The organism is uncultured Methanobrevibacter sp. (assembly GCF_947170395.1).
In the GTDB taxonomy this organism is placed as follows: Archaea; Methanobacteriota; Methanobacteria; order Methanobacteriales; family Methanobacteriaceae; genus Methanocatella.
The window spans coordinates 1-26,135 of record NZ_CAMVTE010000025.1 but is presented as its reverse complement, the minus strand read 5'-3'; the positions used below and the strand labels follow the sequence as shown (position 1 = coordinate 26,135).

At 38.0% G+C, this 26,135-nt stretch carries 18 protein-coding genes; 11 read left to right on the top strand and 7 right to left on the bottom strand.

Annotated features, from left to right (window positions below; translation table 11 throughout):
• Positions 1-42: 42 nt before the first annotated feature.
• From Q0W04_RS07675 to Q0W04_RS07625, 11 genes are all read left to right on the top strand, one after another.
• A complete protein-coding gene (locus Q0W04_RS07675; protein WP_298501631.1) occupies positions 43-2,286 on the top strand; it encodes a RyR domain-containing protein in 2,244 nt (747 codons plus the stop codon).
• Positions 2,287-2,403: 117 nt separating this feature from the next.
• Positions 2,404-4,743: a RyR domain-containing protein gene (locus Q0W04_RS07670; protein ID WP_298501629.1), complete on the top strand. Its 2,340-nt coding sequence runs from the start codon at positions 2,404-2,406 to the stop codon at positions 4,741-4,743.
• An 81-nt stretch (positions 4,744-4,824) separates the two neighbouring features.
• A complete protein-coding gene (locus tag Q0W04_RS07665) occupies positions 4,825-5,601 on the top strand; it encodes a hypothetical protein (protein ID WP_298501627.1) in 777 nt (258 codons plus the stop codon).
• Positions 5,601-6,401: a hypothetical protein gene (locus Q0W04_RS07660; protein WP_298501624.1), complete on the top strand. Its 801-nt coding sequence runs from the start codon at positions 5,601-5,603 to the stop codon at positions 6,399-6,401. Before Q0W04_RS07665 ends, Q0W04_RS07660 begins: the two co-directional genes overlap by 1 nt.
• A 1-nt stretch (position 6,402) precedes the next feature.
• Positions 6,403-7,767 carry an MATE family efflux transporter gene (locus Q0W04_RS07655; RefSeq protein ID WP_298501622.1) on the top strand — a complete coding sequence of 455 codons (1,365 nt, stop codon included), beginning with the start codon at positions 6,403-6,405 and terminating at the stop codon, positions 7,765-7,767.
• A 263-nt stretch (positions 7,768-8,030) separates the two neighbouring features.
• Positions 8,031-13,082 carry a cobaltochelatase subunit CobN gene (locus tag Q0W04_RS07650; RefSeq protein WP_298501619.1) on the top strand — a complete coding sequence of 1,684 codons (5,052 nt, stop codon included), beginning with the start codon at positions 8,031-8,033 and terminating at the stop codon, positions 13,080-13,082.
• Between the two features lie 34 nt (positions 13,083-13,116).
• Positions 13,117-13,824 (top strand): DUF2162 domain-containing protein, encoded by a 708-nt coding sequence (locus Q0W04_RS07645; protein WP_298501617.1) that lies wholly within the window; start codon positions 13,117-13,119, stop codon positions 13,822-13,824.
• A 14-nt stretch (positions 13,825-13,838) separates the two neighbouring features.
• Positions 13,839-14,483 carry a MotA/TolQ/ExbB proton channel family protein gene (locus Q0W04_RS07640; protein ID WP_298501614.1) on the top strand — a complete coding sequence of 215 codons (645 nt, stop codon included), beginning with the start codon at positions 13,839-13,841 and terminating at the stop codon, positions 14,481-14,483.
• A gap of 15 nt (positions 14,484-14,498) precedes the next feature.
• Complete coding sequence (locus Q0W04_RS07635; protein ID WP_298501610.1) at positions 14,499-14,834, top strand: DUF2149 domain-containing protein; 336 nt, start codon at positions 14,499-14,501, stop codon at positions 14,832-14,834.
• A gap of 315 nt (positions 14,835-15,149) precedes the next feature.
• On the top strand, positions 15,150-19,088 hold the full coding sequence (locus Q0W04_RS07630) for a DUF3344 domain-containing protein (RefSeq protein WP_298501607.1): 3,939 nt from the start codon (positions 15,150-15,152) through the stop codon (positions 19,086-19,088).
• A 113-nt stretch (positions 19,089-19,201) separates the two neighbouring features.
• Positions 19,202-19,999 (top strand): tetratricopeptide repeat protein, encoded by a 798-nt coding sequence (locus Q0W04_RS07625; protein ID WP_298501604.1) that lies wholly within the window; start codon positions 19,202-19,204, stop codon positions 19,997-19,999.
• 36 nt (positions 20,000-20,035) lie between these two features.
• On the opposite strand, the gene Q0W04_RS07620 is transcribed toward Q0W04_RS07625, so the two are convergent.
• From Q0W04_RS07620 to Q0W04_RS07590, 7 genes are all read right to left on the bottom strand, one after another.
• Positions 20,036-20,551 carry a MarR family winged helix-turn-helix transcriptional regulator gene (locus tag Q0W04_RS07620; RefSeq protein WP_298501602.1) on the bottom strand — a complete coding sequence of 172 codons (516 nt, stop codon included), beginning with the start codon at positions 20,549-20,551 and terminating at the stop codon, positions 20,036-20,038.
• A complete protein-coding gene (locus Q0W04_RS07615; protein WP_298501600.1) occupies positions 20,548-22,353 on the bottom strand; it encodes an ABC transporter ATP-binding protein in 1,806 nt (601 codons plus the stop codon). Before Q0W04_RS07615 ends, Q0W04_RS07620 begins: the two co-directional genes overlap by 4 nt.
• Positions 22,350-24,059: an ABC transporter ATP-binding protein gene (locus tag Q0W04_RS07610; protein ID WP_298501598.1), complete on the bottom strand. Its 1,710-nt coding sequence runs from the start codon at positions 24,057-24,059 to the stop codon at positions 22,350-22,352. Before Q0W04_RS07610 ends, Q0W04_RS07615 begins: the two co-directional genes overlap by 4 nt.
• A gap of 371 nt (positions 24,060-24,430) precedes the next feature.
• On the bottom strand, positions 24,431-25,012 hold the full coding sequence (locus tag Q0W04_RS07605; protein ID WP_298501596.1) for a transposase: 582 nt from the start codon (positions 25,010-25,012) through the stop codon (positions 24,431-24,433).
• 10 nt (positions 25,013-25,022) lie between these two features.
• On the bottom strand, positions 25,023-25,217 hold the full coding sequence (locus Q0W04_RS07600) for a hypothetical protein (protein WP_298501594.1): 195 nt from the start codon (positions 25,215-25,217) through the stop codon (positions 25,023-25,025).
• A 35-nt stretch (positions 25,218-25,252) separates the two neighbouring features.
• Entirely contained in the window at positions 25,253-25,762 is a 510-nt protein-coding gene (locus tag Q0W04_RS07595) for a helix-turn-helix domain-containing protein (protein WP_298501591.1), read from the bottom strand.
• A gap of 69 nt (positions 25,763-25,831) precedes the next feature.
• Positions 25,832-26,135: transposase (locus Q0W04_RS07590; protein WP_298501589.1), on the bottom strand; the 304-nt coding region annotated here is incomplete at its 5' end.

The window sequence follows — 26,135 nt, the reverse complement described above, 5'->3', positions numbered from 1 at the left end:
ATTAAAACAAATGATATAATCTATATTAATTAGGTGTTTAAAATGAGTGACAACAGTTTAAGAGATTATGTGGATGACTTTTTTGAAGAATTGGTGCTTTATGATGACTACCACAACGGTCATTACTACAAGGACCTTTTAAAGGCAGGAATTGATGTATTCTTTGACAATGAAAATTCCTACAACGCTTATGAGATATACAGAACATTTTTCATGATTTATCAGATTACTGCTGAAAACAAATCCGATAAGGAATCAGAAGTGATTACCATTACAAAGGAACCGAACACACTTCTTGATTTGGTAAAAATCATGAAAAAATACGAGGAAAATACAGGAGACCTGATTGAAAAGCAAAGGGACCACTTCATTCACTCCGTCAACGTTTTCCTTTTGGGTCTTGCAATATACTCCCAAAACAAGAACTACAGAAAGTTCTTCAAACAGTACATTTTAAGAAGCCCTTATGAAAAGTTCTACAAAATCGATGATGAGTTTTCACATGAGGAGTTCCTCTACCGCTGGGGGGTAGCTGCCCTTTTCCACGATATAGGTTATCCTGTTGAAATTATCGGAAAACAATTGAACAAATTCATTAACGACGGTGTCAAATCAATTTCAAGCTCATACGGTGCAGACACTGCAATTGACTTCAAGGACTTCAACGAATTCAACACAATCGTAAAGATAGAAACCGATTTTGCAGACAAGTTCCATAAGGCATATCCGAAATCCAAGTTTCTCAACATGTTCAAGCCGACAGACATCATGGCTCACAAGATTGCAACCGATTTCAAGGGAGTCAATGTCAATGCCGTTGCAAAACACCTTGATTCATTTGTAGACATTATGGGTGAAAACGGTTTTATTGACCATGGATTTTTCTCATCTATTCTTGTTTTAAATTCCTATGGTTATCTGATGCAGAAATATGCCAAAAACCATGATTTCTTCTTCTATCCGATTGTGGACAGTGCAACTGCAATTCTATTGCACAATTACTACAGAAACGTATTGCAGAAAAAGCCTTTCAACTTAAAGGCGCTTCATCCTTCACAATGTCCTCTTGCATATCTGCTCATTTTATGTGATGAGCTTCAGGAATGGAACAGAAGACCATTCGGTATCAAGGACAAGAAAAGAAGTCATGTGAATGAACTTCTTTTAAGAATCGATGACAGGGGAATGGATGTCGAATACATTGTAAAAAGCGGTTCAATAGGTCTTGGATTTTCAGAGGATAAGGAGGAACTGCTTAAGAATGTCCTTTCCATTCCAAGCGTTTTCCAATTGGGTTTAAGAATCATTACTGATGTTAAACAGGATTATGTCATAAAAGAAATTGTCCACTCCGAAACCCAGTCTCCGGACATTCTGCTTAGAAACGTGGAAAAGCTGGCTGTCAGCATTCACAATCAGTATGTGGAGACAACCAAAGCCCAGTATGATGAGAAAAAGGCAAACGGTGAGGAGCTTGATGAGGACTTCATGGAAAAGTATAACGGATTGTGCAGTTTTGATGATTTGACTCCGCAGCTCAAGATAGCCAATATCAGACAGGCAAGGTCAATTCCGCTTAAGCTCAGCATCATCGGATGCGAACTTGCAGACATGTCAGACGAAAGGCCTGCCATTGAGGAATTCCTTGAAGATGAAATTCTTGATTTGGCTATTTTCGAACATGAGGAATGGTGTGAGGAAAAAATCGGTACCGGCTGGACATACGGTGAGGAAAAGGATGTAAATAATCTGGTTACTCCGTATCTTGTTCCATGGGAAGAGTTATCTGAAGAAATCCAGCAGTATGACATTGATCCGGTCAAAAACATTCCTTCTTTAATGAAATCAATTGGACTTAAAGTGGTCAGAACCAAACAAAGGTTGCTTACCTTTGAAATGCACAAGTTCTACTCTCAAAAGGACGATTTCGATGAATTGCCGGATTACATCAAATATTCCAATTATAAACAGGCTGATTTCCTTGTTAAAATTTTATCAGAGCTTGGATATGATGTGGTTGATGTTGCATCTCCTGGAAAGGCAATCGACGGTTTCGATGAGGATGAAATTGAGTATCTTGCTGAAAGGGAACACAATGCATGGTACAAGCTCAAGGTAAACCTGGGTTGGAAATACGATTCAGTCAAGGATGAGGATGCCAAAACCAATCCTAATCTGGTGGAATGGGATATTCTTGACTATGACGCTCAGGAAACCAACAAACGTACATTCAGAAATCTGACAACATTATGCGATAATGTCGGATTGAAAATTGTCAAAAATTAATTTGACAATTTTTCCTATTTTTTTAAAACATTATGTAAACTATTTTTTCCACTTGTGTATAACTATTATTTAATAAAAGGATAAATACTAAATATATAATACTTTTAAGGTGGGAAAATGGCAGAAAAAACTATTGAAGAAAACAACGAAATCCTCGAGAAATCCAATCTCAAGCAATACCTCGACAAGTTCTTTGACAACATTCAACTGTATGATGATTTAAAGGAATTTGACGATGCCGACGGCAATCCGACACATCACAATTACAAAAAAATCCTCAAATCATCCATTGACGTTTTCATAGACAATGAATCAACCTACACTGCATATCAGGTTTACGAAACATTTCTGATGATTTACCAAATCACTCCCGAAGATAAAAGCGAAATCGACGAAAGCAGTCCTGACGCTTTGATAAGCGAACCGAACACTCTTCTTGATTTGGTGGACATAATGAGAACCTATGAGGAAAATACAGGCGATTTAATCAACAGGCAAAGGGATCATTTCATCCACTCCGTCAACGTATTCATTCTGGGTCTTGCAATCTATGCTCAAAACAAAAGGTATAGGGAGATATTTAAGGAATATATTCTCAAAAACAAGCATTACACTAAATATTATAGAATCAACGGTGAAATGTCTCATGAGGAGTTCCTCTACCGCTGGGGAATAGCCGCACTGTTCCACGATATAGGATATCCTTTTGAAATCATAGGAAAACAGATCGACAAGTTCATTGAAGATGGTGTAAAATCCATTTCAGTCAATTATGATGTCGATGCCCACATTGACTTCAGGGATTTCAACGAGTTCAATGCAATCGTAAAGCTGCCTCCTTATAATTATGCCGATGAGTACAGGGGCAGATACAAAAGAACAAAGGTCCTTGATTTATTCAAACCCACCGAAATCATGGCTCACAAAATTGCAATGGACTTCAAGATGGAACCTCTTGAATTCAGAAAGTTAATCAAGCATCTTAACGGCTTTGTAAAGCACATGAACGATAAGGGCTTCATTGACCACGGTTACTTTTCAGCCATTCTGGTTTTGAACTCTTACGGTAAACTTATTCAGAAATACGCCAAGAAAAATAAGGATTTCTTCTTCTATCCGATTGTAGACAGTGCTACAGCTATTTTGCTTCATAACTACTACAACAAGACCTTGCAGGAAACATTTGATTTTGGTAAAATGAATCCTAGAAGTTCACCGATTTCCTATCTTTTGATATTCTGTGACGAGCTTCAGGAATGGAACAGACGTCCTTATGGTGTGATAGACAAGCAGAACAATCGTGTAAATGACATGGATGTCTATATTGATGACCAGCGTATGAAAGTAACTTATATTCTTAAAAACGGTGCAATGGGTCTTGGTTTTGAAAAGAAAAAGGACAATTTCATTGCAAGCGTTCTTGATGTTGAAAAGATATTCCCTGAAAAGCTATCAATTATTCCGGATATCCGATTGGATTCCGTTAAAAGGGATGTTCATTTCTCCCAGATTTCCGCTCCGGATGTCCTTTTGAGAAACATTGAAAAACTGGCTATCGAACTCAACCACATCTACAATGAGGAAAAGTTAAAGGAAGCCATTGAAAACAATGACGAAGAGGAAATCGAGTTGTATCAGTCTAAATGTGCAAATAAAAAGGATGACTTCTACAAACTCCCTTCCGACTTTATAATGTCCAACATTCGCCAGGCAAAATCTATTCCGGTCAAGTTAACAATGATCGGTTGTGAAATAGCTCACGACGGTGTCGTAGATGATGACGACAAGCTGATTGAAATCGACCACATCAATGAAAAGGATGTTGAGGATTTGGCAATTTTCGAACATGAAAGCTGGCGTGAGGAAAGGGAAGGAAGCGGCTGGATTTTTGGAGACGACAAGGACGTCGACAGAAGAATATCTCCAGGTCTTACCGAATGGGAAAACCTCTCTCCGGAAGTGCAGGAACTTGATAAGGAATCAATCAGAATCATTCCTCAACTTTTAAAGTCAATAGGATTGAAGGTTGTAAGAAGCCGACTTAAGGCACTTACCTATAAGATGAACCAGCTGTATGAAACAGGAAATATCGACCCTGATTCCGATGGGGAATCCGTTTTCAAGGATCTGCCTAAGCAGGTACAGTTTTCAAATTATATTCAGGCCGAACATCTGGTTAAAATTTTAAAAGAGAAAGGATTTGAGCTAGTTCCACTCTCAGACCAAAGGGATGCCATAACTCAATTTGATTCTGATGACATAGATTACTTTGCTGAAAGGGAACATGAAGCTTGGTATCAGCTCAAACTTAATTTGAATGAAACTGACAGCGATAATTTTGTTCAATGGGATAATTTAAACCCTAAAACAAAAAATAAAAACAAACTTACCTTTTCAAAACTTCCAGAGTTATGTGCAGATAAGTTTGTTGGCCTAAAGATTGTCAGAAGCGAGTAAATTTAACATTTACTTGCACTTTTATAAATTTTGATAAATATTAATAACGATTAAATCCAAAAATATTTATGGTGAATTTAAGTGGATTTGTTTATAACATTAATTCAGTTTGTTATTGTAGTGGCTATTTTTGTCATTTTGACATTTATTGGTGTTAATGTTAATAATAGGTTGAAGGGAAGTTCCAACAGGTATCTCAATCCAAGGGAATTTCTGCCTGAAGATGAAATCCACACATTAAGGCAAGTGGGATATCTTATTTTGATGGCGGCATGTTTTGTCAATGTCTTTTATTCACTGATAGAGACAGGCAACAGTTTTTTTGAGTTTGCAATATTTGACATAGCTCTTTCACTGTTCATTGCAATAACAATGGATAAGGAATCTAAAAAATCTAAAATCCTTTTTATTCTTGTAATACCTTATGGAGCAATATCCTATCTTTTATTTGACATTTCCCCATTGATATTTCTTGAATTTATAAGGGTTCCCGCTTTTCTAATCTTCATTAAGATTTATTATGACAAGTTTATGGAATACACTAATTCAAATGGATTGGGAGTAACCATAATCCTTCTGTTTTCAATAATTTTCATTAGCTTTTTCATCACTCAATTGGTTGAAGGGGTAAATCCTTTGGATTCTCTTGTCATGGTTTCCAATGCTTTTACAAGTAACGGATATACGGTTTTGGGTGATAGTATCCCGGGTAAGATCAACAGTATTTTTCTGGTTTGGGGAGGATATATCATATCCGGCGCAGGTACTGCAACTTTGACTGCTGCAATTTTAATGAAACACTTTAAAAAACGTGTTAGGGAACTTGAAAAGCTAATTGAAGAGGGTGGTGACGAATAATGTATGGATGGACATCTGAATTGATGATATTTGCTGTTCAGTTCATTGTTGCATGTTTGGTTTTCGGTGTTCTGGTTTATGTTGGAAAATTTGCATTCAGGAAAATCAAATCCAGCGATTATTTCAAATCATCAAGGTTTTTCAATCCTAATGAATATATTCCCGAAGAGGAATTCACTTCCATAAAACAGGTTTTTTACCTTTCAATGATTCTGATTTTTGTCATATGCATACTCTACCTTTTATTTAATTGGCGTGACACTTCCAGAGGTCTTTTAATTATCGATGTTGTTGTTTCACTTTATCTTGCAATTCATGTTGACACATCATCATTCAAAAACAAATGCCTGCTGTTCCTGCTGATTCCTTTCGGATCAATGTCATGGGTACTGTTTTCATATTCATATTTTATATTTCTATTAGATTTCTTGCATATTATTGCTTATCTCTACTTCATAAAACAGTATTACAGGAAGTTTGTTGAATATACAGAAACCAACAGTTTGGGAATAACAATAATACTTTTGTTTTTTATTATATTCATCAGCTTTTTCTTCACGATGGTTGTGGAAGGAACAACCCCTCTAGACTCAATTGAAATGGTTTCCAATGCATTTACAAGTAATGGATATGCGGTTTTGGGCTCATCAAATGTGGGTAAGTTAAATGCAATATTTTTAGTTTGGGCGGGTTTTTTGCTCTCAGGTGTTGGTACCGCAACATTGACTGTTTCTATTGTTATGAGATATGTCAATGATGATTTTGACCGCCTTGAAAATTTAGTTAGAAAGAAGAAATGACATGAGTTCCAATATCAATTCAATAACTGGAAATCCAAGAAATGCAATTAACAAGCTGGCTTTTCCAACAATCCTTTCAATGCTTTTGATGTTTTTAAACAATCTTATTGACAGCTTTTGGGTTTCCGGCATTAACAGTGAAGCTCTTGCAGCTTTGGGGTTTATCGCTCCTCTGTATCTGGTAATCATTGGCCTTGGAAACGGTGTCGGTGCAGGTGCAAATTCCCTCATATCAAGGTTCATCGGAGCCGAGAGATTTGAGGATGCAAACAATGCGGTTATCCACTCGTTTATTTTGATGGTATTTGTCTCAGTTGTAATTTTTCTTGTGGGGATATTTCTTTTAAAGGATATAATAGTGCTTTTCGGCGCTTCTCCTGTAAGTGCATATTGCCTTGATTATGGCCAAATCATATTTTTCCTTAATATCGTGTTTTTGGCACCGAATGTTACCTCAAACATATTCCGCTCTGAAGGTGATGTGGGGCGTGCAACCATTCCGCTGATGCTGAGTGCAGTTTTGAACATGGCATTGGACCCGATTTTCATCTACATATTGGATTTGGGAATTTTTGGGGCAGGCCTTGCAACTGTCGTTTCATCATTTGTCGGATTTTTGCTGATGGTCTACTGGATTTTTGTTAAAAGGGATACATTTTTCAATTTCTCTTTCATCCATTACAGACGCAAAATGGAGATATACCGTGAAATATTGTTTGTGGCCATTCCGGCGGGAACAGAAGAGATTATCTTTTCTCTTGTGGCAATAATCCTTAATTATCTGATTGTCGTAACTGCAGGTGTAGATGAAATAGCGTCATTTACCATAGCATGGAGATTCATATCAATCGCATTTCTGCCATGTATGGCAATAGGAATTGCGACAATAACGGTTTCGGGAATTGCATATGGGGCTCGAAACGGACCCAATTTCAATGAAACGATTAAATATTCAACAATGTTGAGTCTGGCCATTACATTGATTATAAGTGCCGTATTTTTCATATTCGCCTATCCGATCTGTGAAGTTTTCAATTTCCAGGCAGGAAATCCTGCATTGGTTGAGCGCTCAGCAGAGATTTTGCGATTGCTTGTCTTTTACAATTTTTTAATTCCTTTTGGAGCCACTGCTGCATATGCATATCAGGGTGTCGGTGCCGGTTTCAAGTCACTGGGACTGACCGTGCTGCGTGAACTGGTTTTGAGCATGGCATTCGCCTATATCATGGGAATTTTGATGGGCATGGGAGTCTTTGGAGTTTACCTTGGGGCAATAATAGGCATGAACATAGGGTCTCTGTTTGGTTTTGTCTGCATCTGGATATTCAACATCCGCTTTCAAAGGCAATGTTCTCCATGTGAGTAATGCAAAGTATTACTTTTTTGTCTGATTTTCCACTTTTAGTATTACTCATTTGGGATGTATTACTTTTATTTTGTTTATTTAAATACGAAGTATTACTATTTATATTAAATAATCGTTAGTATTACTTTTTTTGCGATTTAAGGCATTTTAGTATTACTTTTTTTAGAAAACTTTAAATCAAATTTTATTACAAAAATATTGTATGTAGTAATAATTTTATTTGTAATTTTGCTACGGTCCTTTAAAATTTAAGGTGAATTTTAATGAGTTTTTTTAGAAATAAACAGATGATTGTTTTGATGCTTTTGGTAGTGCTGTTGTTTGGCATTTCACTCAACACTGCATTTGCCGAGCAGAATGCCACAGATAGTCTCAGTCAGGATTTGTCTGAGGGTACTGTGAAGGTTTCAGACAGTCAGGATTCTAAAAAGATTCCAGTTAACGATTCATATGAGAATATTGCAAATTCTCAACAAACTACTTTATTTATAATTAGCGATAATCCGGGAGTGAATGTTTTAGACAAGGCAGCTTTTGAACTTCTCGATGAAAACAGCCTGAATAATGTTAATCTGATTGTCAGAAGCGGTGACCAGGTCAAGACAATGGATGAAAGTGAGCTTATAGGCTATCTTTCAGCTTGTGACGGTTTTATCGGCGAATGGATAAGCAGTGATGTGGATTCCGTTTTGACAAGTGTCATGGGCAAAAATCCCGACCTGTCCAATAAGAAGATATTTCTGATATTGGAGCCGCCTTCAGGCAACATGAATTCAGAATCAAGTTCAATAAGCCTTATTCGAAACAATACATTGAACTACAATAAGATTTTCAATGGCATCTCCAACGAGGATTTGATAAAGTACTTTAAAAATACCAAAAGGGGACTTTCCTATTCGAAAGTGTATGATTATCTGAATGGTGAAGGAAAGAATTTCAACTCCTTTTTAAACCAGATGGTTCTTTACAAGGACCTCAATGACAAGGACAATCTGAAAAATCAGATATTGTGCATCCTGAATTATCTGGGTCATGATACAGAATATGAAAATCCAACCTTTACAGGGTCCAAAACCTATGGAATCTATAGGGACAGATGGTATTCACTTGATGAATATATGCAAACATTCTTCAACCCGTCAAATACCCGTACCGTAGGTATTCTTGAAAGTACAATGTATATCGAATCCCAACAGTTGCATACATGCTATTCAATCATAGAATCTCTTGAAGCAAGAGGCTACAATGTAATTCCTGTCTTTGCTGCAGGGGGATCTGCCGAGCAGTTGGCCGTAATGGTTGAATCATGGACAAATGCGGGAGGAGACATTTCAGGATTTCTGGCAAATTCCACAGACTATGACGTTTACGTCGATGCAATAGTGTCCATGGTGGCATATGGTGTAGGTGGAGAGAACTTCACCAAGGCAACCAAATTCTTTGAAGAGGTAGGTGTGCCTGTATTTCGTGCTGTCCATTCTGATTACGTTTCAAATGAACAGTGGGAGCTTGGCTCAACAGGTCTTACAACAGAAAAGAGTGACAAATGGTGGCACATTACCATTGCCGAAACCCAGGGTATTATTGATGCGACATTCATAGGAGGAGCTTCAAGCTACATTTCAAACCTGACAGGAGCCAGAATCTCAACATACATTTCCCATAAGGGAAACATTGAGCTTCTCTCGGACAGGATTGATTCATGGGTGGATTTGAAATACACATTGAATGAAGACAAAATGATTTCAATAATCTATTACAACTATCCTCCGGGAAAACAGAACATCGGTTCCAGTTATTTGGATACAATAAAAAGTGTTTACAACATGCTTTTAACATTAAAGAATGCAGGATACACTGTAGAAAATCTGCCAAGTAACGTGTCCGAGCTTGAAGATTTAATCATTTCCTGCGGTATAAACGTGGCCACATGGGCTCCGGGAGAGCTTGAAAAACTGGCAAACCGCAGCGGTGTCGTTCTTTTAAGCGTCGATGAATATACCTCATGGTTCAACTCACTTGACGATATCGTAAAGATACAGGTTTCAAACGGAACCGTTGCATATATCGGCGAGCTGACCAGAAGGGCTGTTGAGCTCAACTATACAGTAACAATCTCAGATACCATTGACGACTGGTACAATCAGGTTGTAGCCCTTCTGCCGGATGAAAAGTCAGTCCAATCCAAAAGGGTTCTGGACAATATAGTCTCAGCATTGAAGAATTATGCCAAAACACACAATCCCGATTATTATGGATTATACTTAAAGTATTATGATGAATTCAAGGAGTTAAACGTTTCAGGACTCAACGGCTGGGGTGAAGCTCCAGGTGAAGTCATGGTGGTAAACAGAAACGGCAAGGACTATTTTGTAATTCCGGGTCTGACATTCGGAAACGTATTCATCGCCCCTGAACCTCAAAGGGGTTGGGAGTCAGACATTGAAAATCTCTACCACTGTACTGCCGTTGCTCCAACACATCAATATCTGGCCGCATACTACTATATGCAGACAAGATATTCAAATTCAATGATTTTTGTAGGAAGACATGCAACCCACGAATGGCTGCCTGGAAAAGAGATTCTTTTGTCAGCCACCGATTACGGATCAATTGTTGTCGGTGACGTTCCGCAGCTTTATTTCTATATCAGTGACGGTTTGGGTGAAGCTATCCAGGCCAAAAGAAGAGGTTTTGCAGTGATAATTTCACACCTCACATCTCCGATGGCATTCACTCATCTTTATGGCAATCTTACTGTTTTGGCCAGTCTTGTCAATGACTATGACGGTGCCAAAACCGATTCCCAAAGACAGAACATTTCCAGCTCAATCAGGGATTTGGTCATTGCAAATGACTATTCAACCAATCTTGGTCTTAACAAGAGTGATGTCGGACAAATTGGCGATGCCGATTTAATCCAGAAGGTAAATACATTCCTTAAATCAGCTCAGGATACCTTATATCCTTTAGGTCTTCATGCTTTAGGAGAGGCATGGAGCGAAGCTGACATTGCCAATACGGTAAGTGCAATGCTTGCTCATGATCTGGTATTGGATGACAATCAGGGAGTCCTTAATTTATTCACTGAACTTTCAAAAATCTACTACTCAAAAGATTACGGTGACTTGTCCGCATTTGAAAGGGAATTTATAATGAACAAGTCCTATGACATCTGCAGGGCACTGATTTATTGGGATGTGGATACTGTCGGTTCAATGATTAAGGATGCAAATGCAAATCTGATTGCCTGTCTTGACCTTGCAAAAACATACATCAATTTAATTAATCAGAGCATATCCTGTGAGCTCGATTCAATGCTTAACGGTTTGAACGGTCGATATGTTCCTGTAAGTGAAGGTGGAGAGGTTGTAGTTAAACCTTCCGTGCTTCCGACAGGTGGAAACATGTTCCAGGACCAGTCAAGTGAGCTTCCTACACAGGATGCCTGGAATTATGCAAAAACCCTTGCACTCCTCACACTGGCAGACCTCAATGATACAACCGAAAAGGTCATAATGGGTATCTGGTGTGTTGAAACAGCAAGGGATGATGGGGCATTGGTTTCATCAGTCCTTTATCTGCTTGGAATGAAGCCTGTCTGGACAGATTCATCATCAGCAGGTTTTGACGATGAAGGAAATCCTACTGGTAAAAAGGTTGGTGCAATGCCTGAAGTTATTAAACTCAACGATTTGACCCGTCCTGATGGATGGGCCAAAAAAAGAATAGATGTAACCGTAATTACAAGCGGACTGTTTAGGGATTTGTACTCTTCACAGTCAATTCTTTTGGACAACGCATATAGGGTGACTTTGGCAAGGTCATATCTCACAATAATCAACAATGATACTTTGATGAATGGGGAATACGGCAGTCAGCTCAGACAGGCTCTTGAAGGCGTTGTCGGTGGAATCAATTATTATGGTGCTTCAAATGAAGATTTAAGTGACAATTATGTCGCTCAACATTGGATAGAGGATTGTCTTTATTATTTAAGCATAGGATACAATGCAACCTATGCAGGCGAATGCGCAATAACAAGGATATTTGCACCGCCTAACGGGGATTACGGTGCCGGAATATCAAAATTGGTATCAATGTCATGGACATGGAACAATACTGATGAGCTTGCCCAGTTCTACCTTGGAAGAATGGGAAACATGTATTCCAAAAATTACTGGGGAGATACAAATTCCCTTGTTTTTTTAAGGGCGCTGTCAAATTCCGACACAATAATTACCAGCCGTAACACAAACCAGTATGGGGTTCTCGACAACGACGACTTCTTCGATTACTGGGGAGGACTGTCCATGGCTGTTGAAAACGTTTCAGGAAAATCCCCTAAGATGAAGGTGCTGATGTATGCCGATAAAAGCAACGCATATATCTCATCTCTTGAAGAGGTGATGTATAAGGAAATCGCAGCAAGATATGACAATCCGAATTGGATTAAGGGAATGATGGCTGAAGGATACAGCGGTGCACGTTACATGTCAAACAAATTCGTAAGCAACCTTTACGGTTGGCAGGTAACAAGGCCTTCTTCAGTTTCAGATGACCTGTGGAACAGGGTTTACGATACATATTACAATGACAAATATAATCTGGGAGTAACAGAATGGCTTAAAAGCGGAAACAATGCATATTCACTCATTTCAATGAGTGGAACAATGCTGACCTCCATTCACGAAGGATATTGGAATGCTGATGATGCCACATTGAGCAACATTGCAAATACATGGGCTCAGGCAACTGTCAAAAACGGTGTGGCATGCTGTGACTGCAGCTGCGGAAACATTGCGATGATGCAATGGGCAGTGCAGTACGTAAATCCGGATATCCTTGCGCAACTGCTTCCGAAACTCTATGACGCAACTCAAAACCCGGTATTTTTAAACAATACCCAAAACGTTCCGCCTGAAGCAAATGCGGATCCTTCAAACAGCGCACCTTCAACTCCAAATCCGACAAAAGGTTCAACATCCAGTTCAACAATATCTTCAAACGCAACTACAACAAATACTCAGCATTCACAAAGCAATGGAAACTCCAACGGCGATGCAGTTTCAGATGTGGGGGAAAGTTCCTCTTCAGGAGAAGTTGGTGCATCTGCTGCGGAAGGGGCTGACGTCAAGAAATCCATTGAAATCAATCCGGTAACCCAACAGTCAGCAAGTGAGGTCGGAATGAGTTTAATAGCAGTTTTAGGAGTGATATGTTTAATTCTTATAATTGGAGTCGGTTACTTTAGAGATAAGGATGATGTTAAGAAAAGCAATAATTTGGATGAACTATTCAATGAAAAGTTATAGTTCATTTTATTTTATTTTTTAAAAGAGGGAAACAATGGAAGTAATTAACTTGTTATGGCAGCTGGGAATCTTGTCCGCTGTTTTGATATTTGGAATCAAATTGGGTCTTGCAACAGGACTTGCAAACATGTCAAAAAGATATTTGGCAATGGTTTCTATTGGTTATGGTGGAGGGGTTTTGATATTGACAGAGATATCCTCGTTCTTTACAACTCAAATCACCGATTTGATTTATACTTATAATTTTGAATTTTTCCTGATAATGGCAGTCATAATGATTTTGGCTGGAATATTTACGATTAGGGAATATAAGGTATTTGAAAAGAATACAACTGCAGCTACATGTATGGCGGTTGTTGCTCCCTGCCCGTGCTGTTTTGGGTCAATCATCGTAAGTATCATGCTGGTGGCTCCTACCGTTGGATTGGGGCTCATGAATTTAAGCGTAATTGTAGCTGTTGCATTGGTTTTGACAATACTTTTAACATATTACGCTTCAAATTACCTGGTCAGATTTGTAAATAAACCTTATCCGATTGTTTTGGGAAATTTCATGTTCTTTTTAGGAATTTATTTCCTATTGTCCGCTTTATTCCTGCCGAACATTACTGCACTTCTGCAAAATCCTATGGATGCAATAACAATAGCCTCTCCGGAATATGCTTTGGCTGTTTTGGGTTTGGTGCTGATGATAATGTTTTTAGGCGGATTTTACTTTAAAAATAACAGTTATTTAGATTGATGGTGGTATAGTATATGGTAACAACAATTCCTGGAAGTGAAGTGCTGACTTCCGGTTTGAATATGATTGCTCAGAGTCTCCAGATTCCTGTAATCATATTTCTTGTAATATTTGCATTTTTTGCAATACTTACATTGGGTAGTCTTATTTCTGAATACACTTCCAGAAAGAAGGTCACACCCGACTTGCTTGAAAAGCTGATTTATGAAATATCAAGGGCAAGTTCTGCTGATGAACTGATGAACATAATCAAGAATGCCAAGCTATATGAAAACCAGAAAGTCATTCTGGTTAAGGTATTGAGAGCAGAGTCATTGACATCAGATTCCAGACAGACTCTTGCACGCAAACTGATTGAATTTGAGGAAACAAAGCTTGGAAAAACAATTGAAAGAACAGATATAGTCACACGTATCGGTCCGACATTAGGGCTTATGGGTACACTGATTCCGATGGGTCCCGGTCTTGCCGCTTTGGGAGCCGGTGACGTAAATACCCTGGCCAGCGCAATCATTGTCGCATTCGACACTACAGTTGTCGGTATCGGTTCGGGTGCTGTCGGCTATTTCGTTTCAAAAATCAGACGCAGATGGTATGAAGAGGATTTATCCAACCTTGATGCCCTGGTCGATGCCTTATTGGATAAGTTAAATCAGTAATATGGGGTTCTAGCTATGGTTAGGCGTAAATGCAAAAAGAGATTCAGTGAAGGTGAAGAGGATCCTTTAGCCGGAACCACAAACCTTGTTGATGCGATGCTTGTTATTGCCGTTGGATTTTTGATATTTGTAGTAATCAGCTGGAATATGCAGAGCGTCATATTTTCAGACACTTCCCAGGACCAGAGTCAGGCGGTTCAGGAGGCTACAGCCAACATTACCGAAGTGACTGAGGGCCAGGAGCTCAATGATACTCCGGAGTCTTCCGAAAGTTCCGGTCAGGGCTATATGGAAATGGGAAAGGTATATAAGGATCCTGCAACGGGCAAACTGATTATGGTGGAAGGTTAATATATTTAATATATAAAGTATTACTTTTCATTTTTTATTTTTTTATTTAGTTATTACTTTTTTTATATTTTTAAGCCATTTGGTATTACTATTTGGCAAAAGTATTACTTTTTAGGTCTAATTTCGCGATTTAGTATTAAGATAATATTTATATCAGTATTACTACTTCATTAACATTAAGGCTATTTTATTTAAAGCTCTATTATGTCTTAATATTTATTCGCCTCTTATTTCTTCTTTAAATAAAATGCCGAAAAATTATTATGGGATACTATGAGAAATAAATCAATTATCTTTTTATTTGTATTAATATCCATGATTGTTTTTTCTCTGGGCGCTGTAAGTGCGGACGATTTACAGAGCACTGATTCTGATGTAGTTTCAGGAGATGTGGATGTAGCTACTGCCAATCCATGGACTACAAGTGGGCAATTGACCTACGACGTGCCTTCTGATGCTAAGGAAATCAAGCATGCAGATTTATATGTAAATGTCTATGCAGGTAGTGCCAAGAATACTTACGGGGCAAATGCCAATGTAAGCATCAATACTACTGCAGGAGAAAAGCAGATAGCTTCAGAGCAATTGTGGATTGAAGATGGGAGCGCTGATGGAACAATCTATACAGTAAATGATCACATCAACAAATGTTATTCTGATTATCAGATGTATTATGATTTAACCGATACCTTTAAGGGTTTGAACGGTTCATCAGTCGTCATTAAGGTTGATACTTTCAGTATGGAAAACAAATCATTCGATGGAAGAATTAAACTCATAGCTTTGATTTTAGCTTATGATGATGGGGACAATGATACTATCTCCTATTGGGTTGATTCTACTCAAAAATGGACAAAAACAAATGTGACTACCGTTTTCCCAACAGACGCATCATTCGATATCGCTGAAGCGGACCTGATTAACATTGCCCTTTCAAGCGGTGACGGAACATACATGCTCAACGGTGAACTGCTGGGAGATGCCGCAAACCATACAAGCGGTAACTACTACCAATACAACTATTGGAACGTAACAGGTAAGGTAAAGGACTATACCTCAACTGAACTCATTTCTACAAATGCAGGTACAGGAACTTACGCTTCACTTAAAAATGTGCTGTCCGTTTTAAGGTTAAAGTCAAATAGAATTGCTGGTGAAGCCACATTGGCTACTGAATATACAAACACCTGCTTTGCAGGCACTGTAAATGTCATAACCAGTGACGTTAAAGCAGACATGGCTGCCAATTATACTGTAGAACTTTTGGCTGACGGTAAAGTTGTAAACAGTACTGTCATTGCTTTGGATGGTGCAAACAAGACTACCGTAATGTTGACTGATCCTACCGTAAGGCCAGTTGATGAGACAACTGTAAGCGGTGCAAACAACACAAAAGTCAACTATGCAGTAAACGTAAAATATGGCTCAGACATCGTTGGTGAAATATCCAAGGAAGTACCTGTTCTATACAATGGTTATCTTCAAAAGGACATGGCTTACAATGCAACATACATTGAAGACATCACCAAAATCACAGTCACCGGCGGATTCATGTTTGACGTTCAGGAGGATTCAACATACATCGGTGCTGCTGTAACCAACAGAACAGACGTTTGGGAAATTGACCTGGATGAAAATTCAACATTTGCCAATACATTAGTTTATATTGCTTATAACTGGGACAAATCCGGTGTAAACGGACCTGTATTTAACGTAACCTTCAACGGTAAGGTCATTACTCCTAAAGCCCAATACAGGGATCAGTCCAATATGGGTTCCTCAGGCAAATACGGTTACGGTCTGTTTGTATATGATGTATCTGACATTGTCCAAAATGGAACAAATACCATGGTTTTACAAAAACCTAAAGGACTGACAGCTGTCTATCCGTCCAATCTAATCTACTTCTGGAACAGTACAGACAGCAATATAGTTGTCACTGCATATATTGCAAACGGTGCTGATTTATTGGCTGGAAGTTCATACAACAAGGCAGGAAGACTGGTCAAATCCGACAGTCAGATTTCAATCGACACTGCAAATATATACTATGGAGAACTTATTGTCTTTGCAGCTGGAGCTCAAAAAGGTGAAGGTAACATCATTTACAATGGTGTAGAAAACGTCAATGTATGGAACGACACTTCAAATTCATTAAGTTTCGTTTATTACGTGTTCAATGAAACCGCTCCTGAAATTAACAATATATCATTTGTTGCAACAGGTTCCACCATTTTGGCATTGAACCAGATGATTTTTACAGCAAAAGAAAATGTTGCAGCTGATGTCAGTTTGGCTACCGAATATGCCAACACCTGCTTTGCAGGAACCGTCAATGTTGTTACTATTGATGTAAAAGCTAACAAGCCAACAAACTACACAGTTGAATTGCTTGCGGATGGTGGTGTTGTAAACAGTACCGTTGTCGCTTTGGATGGTGCAAACAAGACTACCGTAATGTTGACTGACCCTACTGTAAGGCCTGTTGATGAGACAACCGTAAGCGGTGCAAACAACACAAAAGTCAACTATGCAGTAAACGTAAAATACGGAGAGGAACTTGTCGGTGAAACTTCCATAACCGTACCTGTTTTATACAACGGTTATCTCGAAAAGGACATGGCTTACAATGCAACCTACATCGAAGACATTTCTGTCATTCAATTTACCGGCGGTATGAAAATTGATACACAGGATGTTTCAACATATGCAGCAGGATCTGCACTTAACAGAACTGATGTCTGGAAAATAGATATGGGTGATTCAGTATTAACCAAAGCGTTGCTTTATCTTGCCTATAACTGGGACAAATCCGGTGTAAACGGACCTATATTCAATGCAACCTTCAACGGTAATGTCATTACTCCTAAAGTCCAATACAGGGACCAGTCCAATCTGGGTTCCTCTGGCATATACGGTTACGGTCTGTTTGTATTTGATGTAACTGACCTCATTCAAAACGGCAATAACACTCTTGTCATTGATAAACCTAAAGGACTGACTGCTTTCTATCCTTCCAACATGATTTACTTCTTGAATGAAACCGGAAGCAAATACATTTTCACAGCATACATGGCTGACGGAGCCGATTTGCTGGCTGGAAGTTCTTACAACAAGGCAGGAAGAATCGTCAGTTCAGACAGTCAAATTGCCATTGATACCAAAGATGTAAGCATCTATAAGGCAATTATCTTTGCTGCAGGTGCTCAAAAAGGTGAAGGAAACATCATCCTCGACGGAGAAGAATTCATTGATGAATGGAACGGCTCTTCAAACTCACTTGATTATGTTAGCTATGAAACCGACAACGCTTCAGATGTAGTCAACATCTCATTTGTTGCAACAGGTTCCACCATTTTGGCATTGAACCAGATGATTATCACAGCCCAAAAGGTTACAGAATCCAGATTCGATGACATGACCATCAACGGTAACGGAACAATCAGTGCGGCTTTACTTAACGGCAATGGAAAACCAATCGCAAATGAAAAAATCGTTTACAAAGTAAATGGTGTTGAAAATACAACAACCACTGATGAAAACGGTGTATTTTCAATCGATGCTGGTTCAAACGCTTTGGTTGAATTCGGTTTCGCAGGTTCTAAAATCAACACACCTGTAAACTCTTCAATTGTCTTAAAGGACATTGCTCCTAAGAGAGTTGCAACAGTCATTGAAGGTAACAACTACACCCAAAACGCTGTAGAATACAATGCAGGTGAAAGAGGTGGAAACTTTACCGTACAGCTCAAGGACGTAAGCGGCAAACCTCTTGCAAACAAAACAGTACTCATAGGTTACAACGGTAAATGCTTAGAAAGATTCACTGATGAAAACGGTTATGCAAGTGTACAAATCAACCTTGCAGCCGAAAACAGATTGACTTTCGCTGTAGCATTCCTAGGTGATGAAGGCTATGACGCATCAATGTCAGTATACCTGATTACCATTACCAAAAAGCCTGTTACAATCACAGCTCCGAACAAATCATATAAAGCATCTGCAAAAACCAAATCCTACACAGTAACATTAAGCACTGTAAAAGGCGCAGACGGCAAAACATACTTCGGAGCAGGCAAAAAGGTAACCTTAAAAGTTGACGGAAAAACTATCACAGCAAAAACCAATGATAAAGGCCAAGCAACCTTCAAACTTAGTTTAACTAAAAAAGGTTCATATAAAGCCACTGTCAGCTACGCTGGAGATAATACATACAAATCCGCAACTAAAACAGCAACAATAAAAATTAACTAGTGAGATTTAATTTCTCACTAACTTTTTTTCTTTTAGAGTTAGAGTTCAAATGGAAAAATATTTATTTTTAAAAAGGTTAATTTATTAGCAAAAGTAATTTTTCAGGTGAGCTCATGAAAAAATCTAATGATGGCGATGACATTAAAGTCAACAGAAGAAGCACAGACAAAGTCTATTTTGAATCCACATTAATCCAACAGATTTCAGATGGAATCGACTTTTTAAGAGATGAAAGCAGGGAAGTTCTAAAACAGCTGGATTTGGAAGGCAAAATCGATGATATGGAATTGGAGGAATTTGCCGAGGATACAATCAATCAGATTGATGATATTTATGATGACATATCCAAATTCAAGTCAAGCATCATCAGCAGCGATGATCTTCCTGAGGATTTGAAAAAGTCTTATAGGCAAACCCAGGAATATCTCAATAGGGATGCCGATTATGTAAGGAGAGCTCAAAGAAAGCTTGACAAAATGCACTACGATGAATATGATTTTTTCAAGACCAATATGCGTGTAATTGAACTTGCAGACAAGGCAATAGCAGTCAACAAGAGAAATTTCGATGCATACTACATTAAGGGTCAGGCATTGGTCAACATGGAGAACTATGACGGTGCAATTGAAGAGTTCATCAGCTGTCTGGCAATCAGGGATGATGTTCGTGCCTGGTTAGCCATTGCAAATGCAAACAGATTGAACGGCGAGTATAATGATGCCATCAACGTATACAATTCCATATTTACTGATGAGGATTCCAATTTCGATGTATGGATCGGTAAGGCTTACACATATTATGATTGGGGCAAGTTCGATAAGGCTAAGGGCTTTTTCAAAAAAGCAGATTCCATAAAACCTCTGGATGAAAAATCCAAAGTGATGTGGGACAAGTGTTTGGAAAAAAATTGATGATTTTTTAGTTCATTCAATTTTTTTTAAATTTTCTTATTTTTCAAGTAACCTATACCATTCGCTTTGAGTAATGTCACAGTCAAAATACTTTTTCAGCACTTCCTTTCTCTCTTGAAGCATTTTAGCATACTTTTCAGGGTTGTCGGCTTTCAGACGTTCATGAAGTTCTTTTGAAATCAGATTCAGGCATTCGTCAAAGATTTCCTTTTGGCTTTCATCCAGACAGTCGAATATGTCAATGTCTTTCGGCTTTTTGAATTTGACATCACGGCCCTTGTCTGTGAGATATATCAGAAGAACTCTTTTGTCTTCACTTGAAGCCTCTTTCCTAATATACCCGTTTTTTATCAGCTTGTTTAGGGTTTCATTAAGTGATGGTACCTTGATGTTCAATATCTCTGAAAGTTCCTTGGTAGAAAGGCCTTCCCTATGCTTTAGGATGGCCAGGATTCTTCCCTGGCCTCGTGATGTGTTTTTGTTGTTGGCATTTCTTTTCTTAAGGGATTCATTGATGAATATCAATTTGTGATAAAGAAATTCATTGTTCAAAATAACGCCTCCCTGTTCTGTGCGTTGAGGGTATTGTAGTAGTATCCCCTTTGTGCCAACAGCTCATCATGTGTTCCCTGCTCTATGATTTGCCCGTTTTCAATAACGAGAATCTTGTCAGCATTCTTGATTGTGGACAGTCTGTGGGCAATAATGAAGCTGGTTCTGTTTTCCATCAGCCTGTCCATGGCCTTTTGAATCAGCTTTTCTGTTCTTGTATCCACTGAAGAGGTTGCCTCATCCAGAATCAGTATTTCCTTTTTGGAAAGTATTGTTCTGGCTATTGTAAGAAGCTGCTTTTGCCCGTGGGATATGTTGTCGCTGTCTTCGTTGAGCACTGTATCATATCCGTCCGGAAGCTGTCTTATGAAGTTGTCTGCATAAACGTGTTTTGCCGCCTCAATGACTTCCTCGTCGCTTGCCTCAAGATTTCCGTAGCGGATGTTGTTGGCTATTGTGTCTGAAAATAGCCATGAGTCCTGAAGAACCATTCCGACAAGTGATCTCAGTGAGTTTTTGTCATACTCCTCGATGTCGACTCCGTCTATTTTGATTGAACCTTTATTGATGTCATAGAATCTCATGAGCAGCTTTACGATTGTGGTCTTTCCGGCACCGGTTTCACCTACGATGGCTATTTTTTCACCCTTTTTGACGTTGAATGTGAGGCCGTTTATGACCTTTTCATTTGGAGTGTATGAAAAGCTCACGTCTTCAAATGTAATTGATTGGGTGACTTCTGTAATCTGTTTTGAGGATGGATTTTCCTCATCTTCCAACTCCAGAAATTCGAAAATCCTTTCAGTTGCAGCCATTGCGGTCTGCACAAGGTTCATCACTCTTGTTATCTGTTGGATTGGTCTTGTGAAGTTTTCAATGTATTGGAAAAACGCCATGATGTCTCCAACGGCTATTGCCTTTTGAAGTACGAATACCGCTCCCATGACTGCTATCAGCACATATGCGAAGTTTGAAATGAAGTTCATTGCAGGGCCGCTCAGGCTTGAGAAGAACTGTGATTTCCACTCATGGGCATACCAGTTTTCATTGTCGCTTTCGAATTTCTCTATTGATGATTCCTCCTGGTTGAATGCACGGATTATGTCATGGCCTGTAAATGTCTCTTCAATCTGTGCGTTCAGACTTCCCTTAAATACCAGCTGCTTTAGGAAATAGCTTTGTGAGTATCTGGTAACGAGTATTATCATTGCAAATGAAATCGGAACTAGAACCACTGTTGCAAGTGTCATCCACACGTTGAGATACAGCATCATTGAAAATACGCCGATGATTGTTATTATTGCAGTCAGCATCTGAAGGAATGCCTGTGTGATTCCTGTCTGAAGTGAGTCCACATCGTTTGTAAGCCTTGAGAGGATGTCTCCCCTTTTGTTTTCATCCACATTGTCCATTGCAAGTGATGTTATCTTGTCCATGATCTTTGATCTGAGGTTGTAGCTTATCTCGGAGGATATTCCCACCAGAAAGTAGCTTTGAAGGTACATGAATATGGAACTTATGATGTATAGGACAATCACGGTGCCCAGACACCAGAATAGTGTTTCAAAGTCAAGTGTTCCTGTGTGGTTTGTTATGTTTGTTATTCCCTCAAATATCGTTGTTGTTGCCTTTCCGATAAAAAGAGGGCTTATAACACTAAACAATGTGGATATTACTGCACAGATGACTGTTACTGCCAGTTTGAGTTTGTAATCCTTTAGAAGGCTCATTATATTTTTTATTGCCTTTCTGTTGTCTGTTGCCTTTTCCGGCGGTTTTCTTTTTGCAGGCGGCGGGCTCATAAGCTCACCTCCATTGTGTCTACTTGTGATTTTACAATCTCGTGATATATATCACAGTTTGAATTCAACTCATCATGTGTGCCTCTGTCAATTATCTCGCCGTTGTCTATCACCAGAATCTCATCTGCATCTTTAATTGTTGAAATCCTTTGGGATACAATCAAGATGGATGAATCTTCACCAAGCTCGGCAAGATTGTTTTTCACCCTTGCCTCGGTGTTCATGTCAAGTGCTGAAAAGCAGTCGTCAAAAAGATAGAAATTATGTTTTCCTATAATTGCCCTTGCAATGGAAAGGCGTTGCTTTTGACCTCCGGAGAAGTTGGACGCTTCCTGGGATACCTCATCATCTAGGGATGTTATGAAATCGACCTGGGACTTTTCCAGAGCGTTTCTGATTTCATCATCTGTTGCATCGCCCTTTCCGGTCAGCATGTTTGACTTTACGGTTCCCTCGAAGAGAATTGCCTTTTGTGGGGTAAAGCTTATCAGGTCCCTGAGTGTTTTAAGCCTGAAATTTCTGATGTTGATGCCGTTTATAAGGATTTCACCTGAAGTCGGGTCCTGTAGGCGGGGAATGAGATTGAGTATTGTTGACTTTCCGCTTCCGGTTCCTCCGATGATTGCGGTGGTCTTTCCGGGATGCAGGCTGAAGTTGATGTCTTTAAGTGTTTCCAGTTCACTTCCAGGATATCTGTAGCATACGTTTTTAAACTCAAGTGATTCGACATTACCGATTTCGGATATGTCTCCGTCGGTAATTGTGACTTCTGTGTTGAGCACCTCAGCCACACGTCTTCCTGAAACCATGATTCTTGGAAGAATGATTAGAAATCCTCCCATCATGATGAAGGATGTCACAATCATGGTGGAATATTGGATGAATGCGATGATGTCACCTGTAAGGATTGAACCTTTGACGGCATCAAATGCTCCGAAATAGAGGATAAGAACAATCATAAGATTTAGGATGATGCTCATTGCAGGTAAGAGTATTGATATGGTTCTGTATACGTAAATGTTCACGTCCAGAAATTCCCTGTTGATTTTTTCGAACTTTTGCCTTTCGGTAGGCTGTCTTACGAATGCCTTGATGACTGGAATTCCGATTAGGATTTCCCTTGCTGTCCTGTTCATCCTGTCGATGATTTCCTGGGTCAGCTTGAAGTATGGTATGACTCTTGTCATGATGATGAAAAGAAGGCTTGCAACAGCTATGAAGGTTACAAGAATAATCCATGACAGGTCTGTTCCAAGTTCAAATGCCCTGATGATACTTCCCACGCCCATTATCGGTGCAAAAAGAAGTGTTGAAAAGATTGCCCCGAGTATGTTTTGAATCTGGTTGATATCGTTTGTTGTACGGGTAATCAGGGATGATCTTGATATTTCGTTGAGCTCATGGTTTGAAAATTTCAATACCTTGTTGTATACGATTTTTCTCAAATCCTTTGCATATCCCGAAGAGACCCTGCTTGAGAGGTAGGATATGAAAACGGTTGCTATCACTGATGCAATCACCATCAAAAGCATGGATATTCCGGTATCGATTATGAAGTTTATGTCTGCATTTTGAATACCGATATTAACAATATCCGCCGTGTATGATGGTAATGTCAGATTTGTGTATGCCTGTATTATCAGAAAGAATACGATAAGCACTATCTGCGGAATTTTGTTTTTCAATGGTTTGAATAAATTTCTCATAGGTACCCCTAAATAATTTGTTATAGGTACCTTTTAGATTTTTATGATATATAAATATATAAGCATAAGGCCCGTGGCCTTATGCGCCAATTTTACTACTCAAAAACTAATTGTACTTTTCTGCATGTATTGTAAAGATTAGGATTAATCTCTACACTGTTAGTTTATTTTCGGTTTTATATATCTTTTTTGTTGGTTTGGAGCACAATAGTTTGATGTCAGGTCAATTTAACAAAAATATGCGATTTTTGCACTCTGAGGTAAATATTTGTTTCATTAAAATCGAATGATTTTTATATTGAACTTATTTTAGATTTTGGTAAGATTTAATAGATGTAATAATATAAATATTAATTAATTATAGTTTTTCTCTAAAAGTTTATATCATTTTGGTCTAGCCAATTTTCATAAAATGATTTTGATTCAATAATTTCATAATATTTATCTTTAAAAAGGTTTATTAATTCATTTGCAGAATTATATTTGGTTTTATAGGTTGTTTTTTTAATTACTCTCCACACATCTTCAATTGGACTTAAATCTGGACAATATGGTCTTAAAAATATTAAGTTTATATTTAGTATTTCTGCTGCTTTTTCAATCATTTTTGCTGTTTGTATTCTTGCATTGTCTAAAACTATGTTTATTCTTTTTTCTTTGTTTGTTAACTCTTTTATTTTTGGGTTTTCTAAGTTTTTATTGATATTGATTCTTGTTCTTCTTTCGATTTTTGCTTTGTTATTGGGGTCTTCTTTATTGCAGATTCTGCGGATTGAATTGATTGATTTTTCCTTGGAATTGTCATCATATAATTTATCATTGATTTTATTGATTAAATCATACTCTGAGGACAAATTTTTTGATATTTCTTTTTTTATATTTTTTTCAGATAAATTTGGATGATTTATTGCTTCATTAATTAGTTTACAACATTCTTCATTCTCAGAATTCAAAATTCGAAAGTTACACAAAGATATTAAAAAGGTATATGCATTTGATTTTTTTTGTTGCTTCAACGTATGATTTGCAATTTATTGATTGAAATCCAATCATATTTATTTTAATCCTATCTGGAATTTTAGTAATTACATTTTTGCTTCCGGATTCATAAAGAACTCTTGAAGTATTTGGAGTGTTTTGGCAAGCTGTTTCATCCAATATTGCCAAAAATTCCTGTTGAAGATCTATGTTTTCTAAGTTTTTTTTAAGTGTTCTTCAGCATCTTCTGGACGTGTTGAGTATTTTATGAAGGGTTTTCCATAATTTAAATCAAGTTTTTTGCGGACAATTGTCCAAACGGTTTTATAATCATGATTCACGCCAAAAGTGTCTTTAATTATTCTTTGAACATCATCAATAGAATATGATTCCTCACCAGAAGTTATTATTTCTCTTAATTCAGCCAATTGTTCGTTTGTTAATTTAGCTTTTCGCCCACAATTGTGATAATTAGAATATAATCCTTCTAATCCTTTTTCATTGTAATTTTTCACCCAACGTTCACCAGTTTTTCTACTCGTATGAACATAATCAGAAGCTTTAGAAATCGTTTCACCCTGATATACCATGCTTATAACTAGTAATTTTCGATACATGTCATAAGAATCTTTATATTCTTTCATTACGGATTTAATTTCATCTAATTCAAGATGATCCACAATCTTTTTATTTCGTTCAACCATGAATATAACTTTGTCTGTCATATGGTATAAACTTTTCGAGAAAAACTATATTTACTTAATATTATATAGGCTTTGTAGAAATCCTCATTTTTATTGAATTTGAGTTGATCGATAAATGTTGTAGATTGTATTTTTGAGTTTTGTTTCTTTATTTGATAATTGTAGGCTTCTGCTTCTATTTGTTCCGTTGAATATTCTTTTTATTACACTAAATATTGATTCTACATTGTTTCTTCTTGAGTAGATTTCTTGTTTGAATGTATTTTTGCTTTTTAGTCGATAATGTCCTGTTTTTGCTCGTGTTTTTAGGGGTATTTGATCTTGTGCTTTTGCTTCTTTGTTTATGCATTTTCTGATGGGTTCTGTGTCGTATGCTCTGTCTGCTAGGATGTAT

Bases quoted from the DNA above. Each gene is read 5' to 3' on its own strand.
- Q0W04_RS07645 (WP_298501617.1), top strand. From the start codon at position 13,117: ATGGAAGTAATTAACTTGTTATGGCAGCTGGGAATCTTGTCCGCTGTT.
- Q0W04_RS07615 (WP_298501600.1), bottom strand. From the start codon at position 22,353: ATGAGCCCGCCGCCTGCAAAAAGAAAACCGCCGGAAAAGGCAACAGAC.
- Q0W04_RS07640 (WP_298501614.1), top strand. From the start codon at position 13,839: ATGGTAACAACAATTCCTGGAAGTGAAGTGCTGACTTCCGGTTTGAAT.
- Q0W04_RS07610 (WP_298501598.1), bottom strand. From the start codon at position 24,059: ATGAGAAATTTATTCAAACCATTGAAAAACAAAATTCCGCAGATAGTG.
- Q0W04_RS07625 (WP_298501604.1), top strand. From the start codon at position 19,202: ATGAAAAAATCTAATGATGGCGATGACATTAAAGTCAACAGAAGAAGC.
- Q0W04_RS07675 (WP_298501631.1), top strand. From the start codon at position 43: ATGAGTGACAACAGTTTAAGAGATTATGTGGATGACTTTTTTGAAGAA.
- Q0W04_RS07670 (WP_298501629.1), top strand. From the start codon at position 2,404: ATGGCAGAAAAAACTATTGAAGAAAACAACGAAATCCTCGAGAAATCC.
- Q0W04_RS07650 (WP_298501619.1), top strand. From the start codon at position 8,031: ATGAGTTTTTTTAGAAATAAACAGATGATTGTTTTGATGCTTTTGGTA.
- Q0W04_RS07660 (WP_298501624.1), top strand. From the start codon at position 5,601: ATGTATGGATGGACATCTGAATTGATGATATTTGCTGTTCAGTTCATT.
- Q0W04_RS07635 (WP_298501610.1), top strand. From the start codon at position 14,499: ATGGTTAGGCGTAAATGCAAAAAGAGATTCAGTGAAGGTGAAGAGGAT.
- Q0W04_RS07595 (WP_298501591.1), bottom strand. From the start codon at position 25,762: ATGACAGACAAAGTTATATTCATGGTTGAACGAAATAAAAAGATTGTG.
- Q0W04_RS07655 (WP_298501622.1), top strand. From the start codon at position 6,403: ATGAGTTCCAATATCAATTCAATAACTGGAAATCCAAGAAATGCAATT.
- Q0W04_RS07630 (WP_298501607.1), top strand. From the start codon at position 15,150: ATGATTGTTTTTTCTCTGGGCGCTGTAAGTGCGGACGATTTACAGAGC.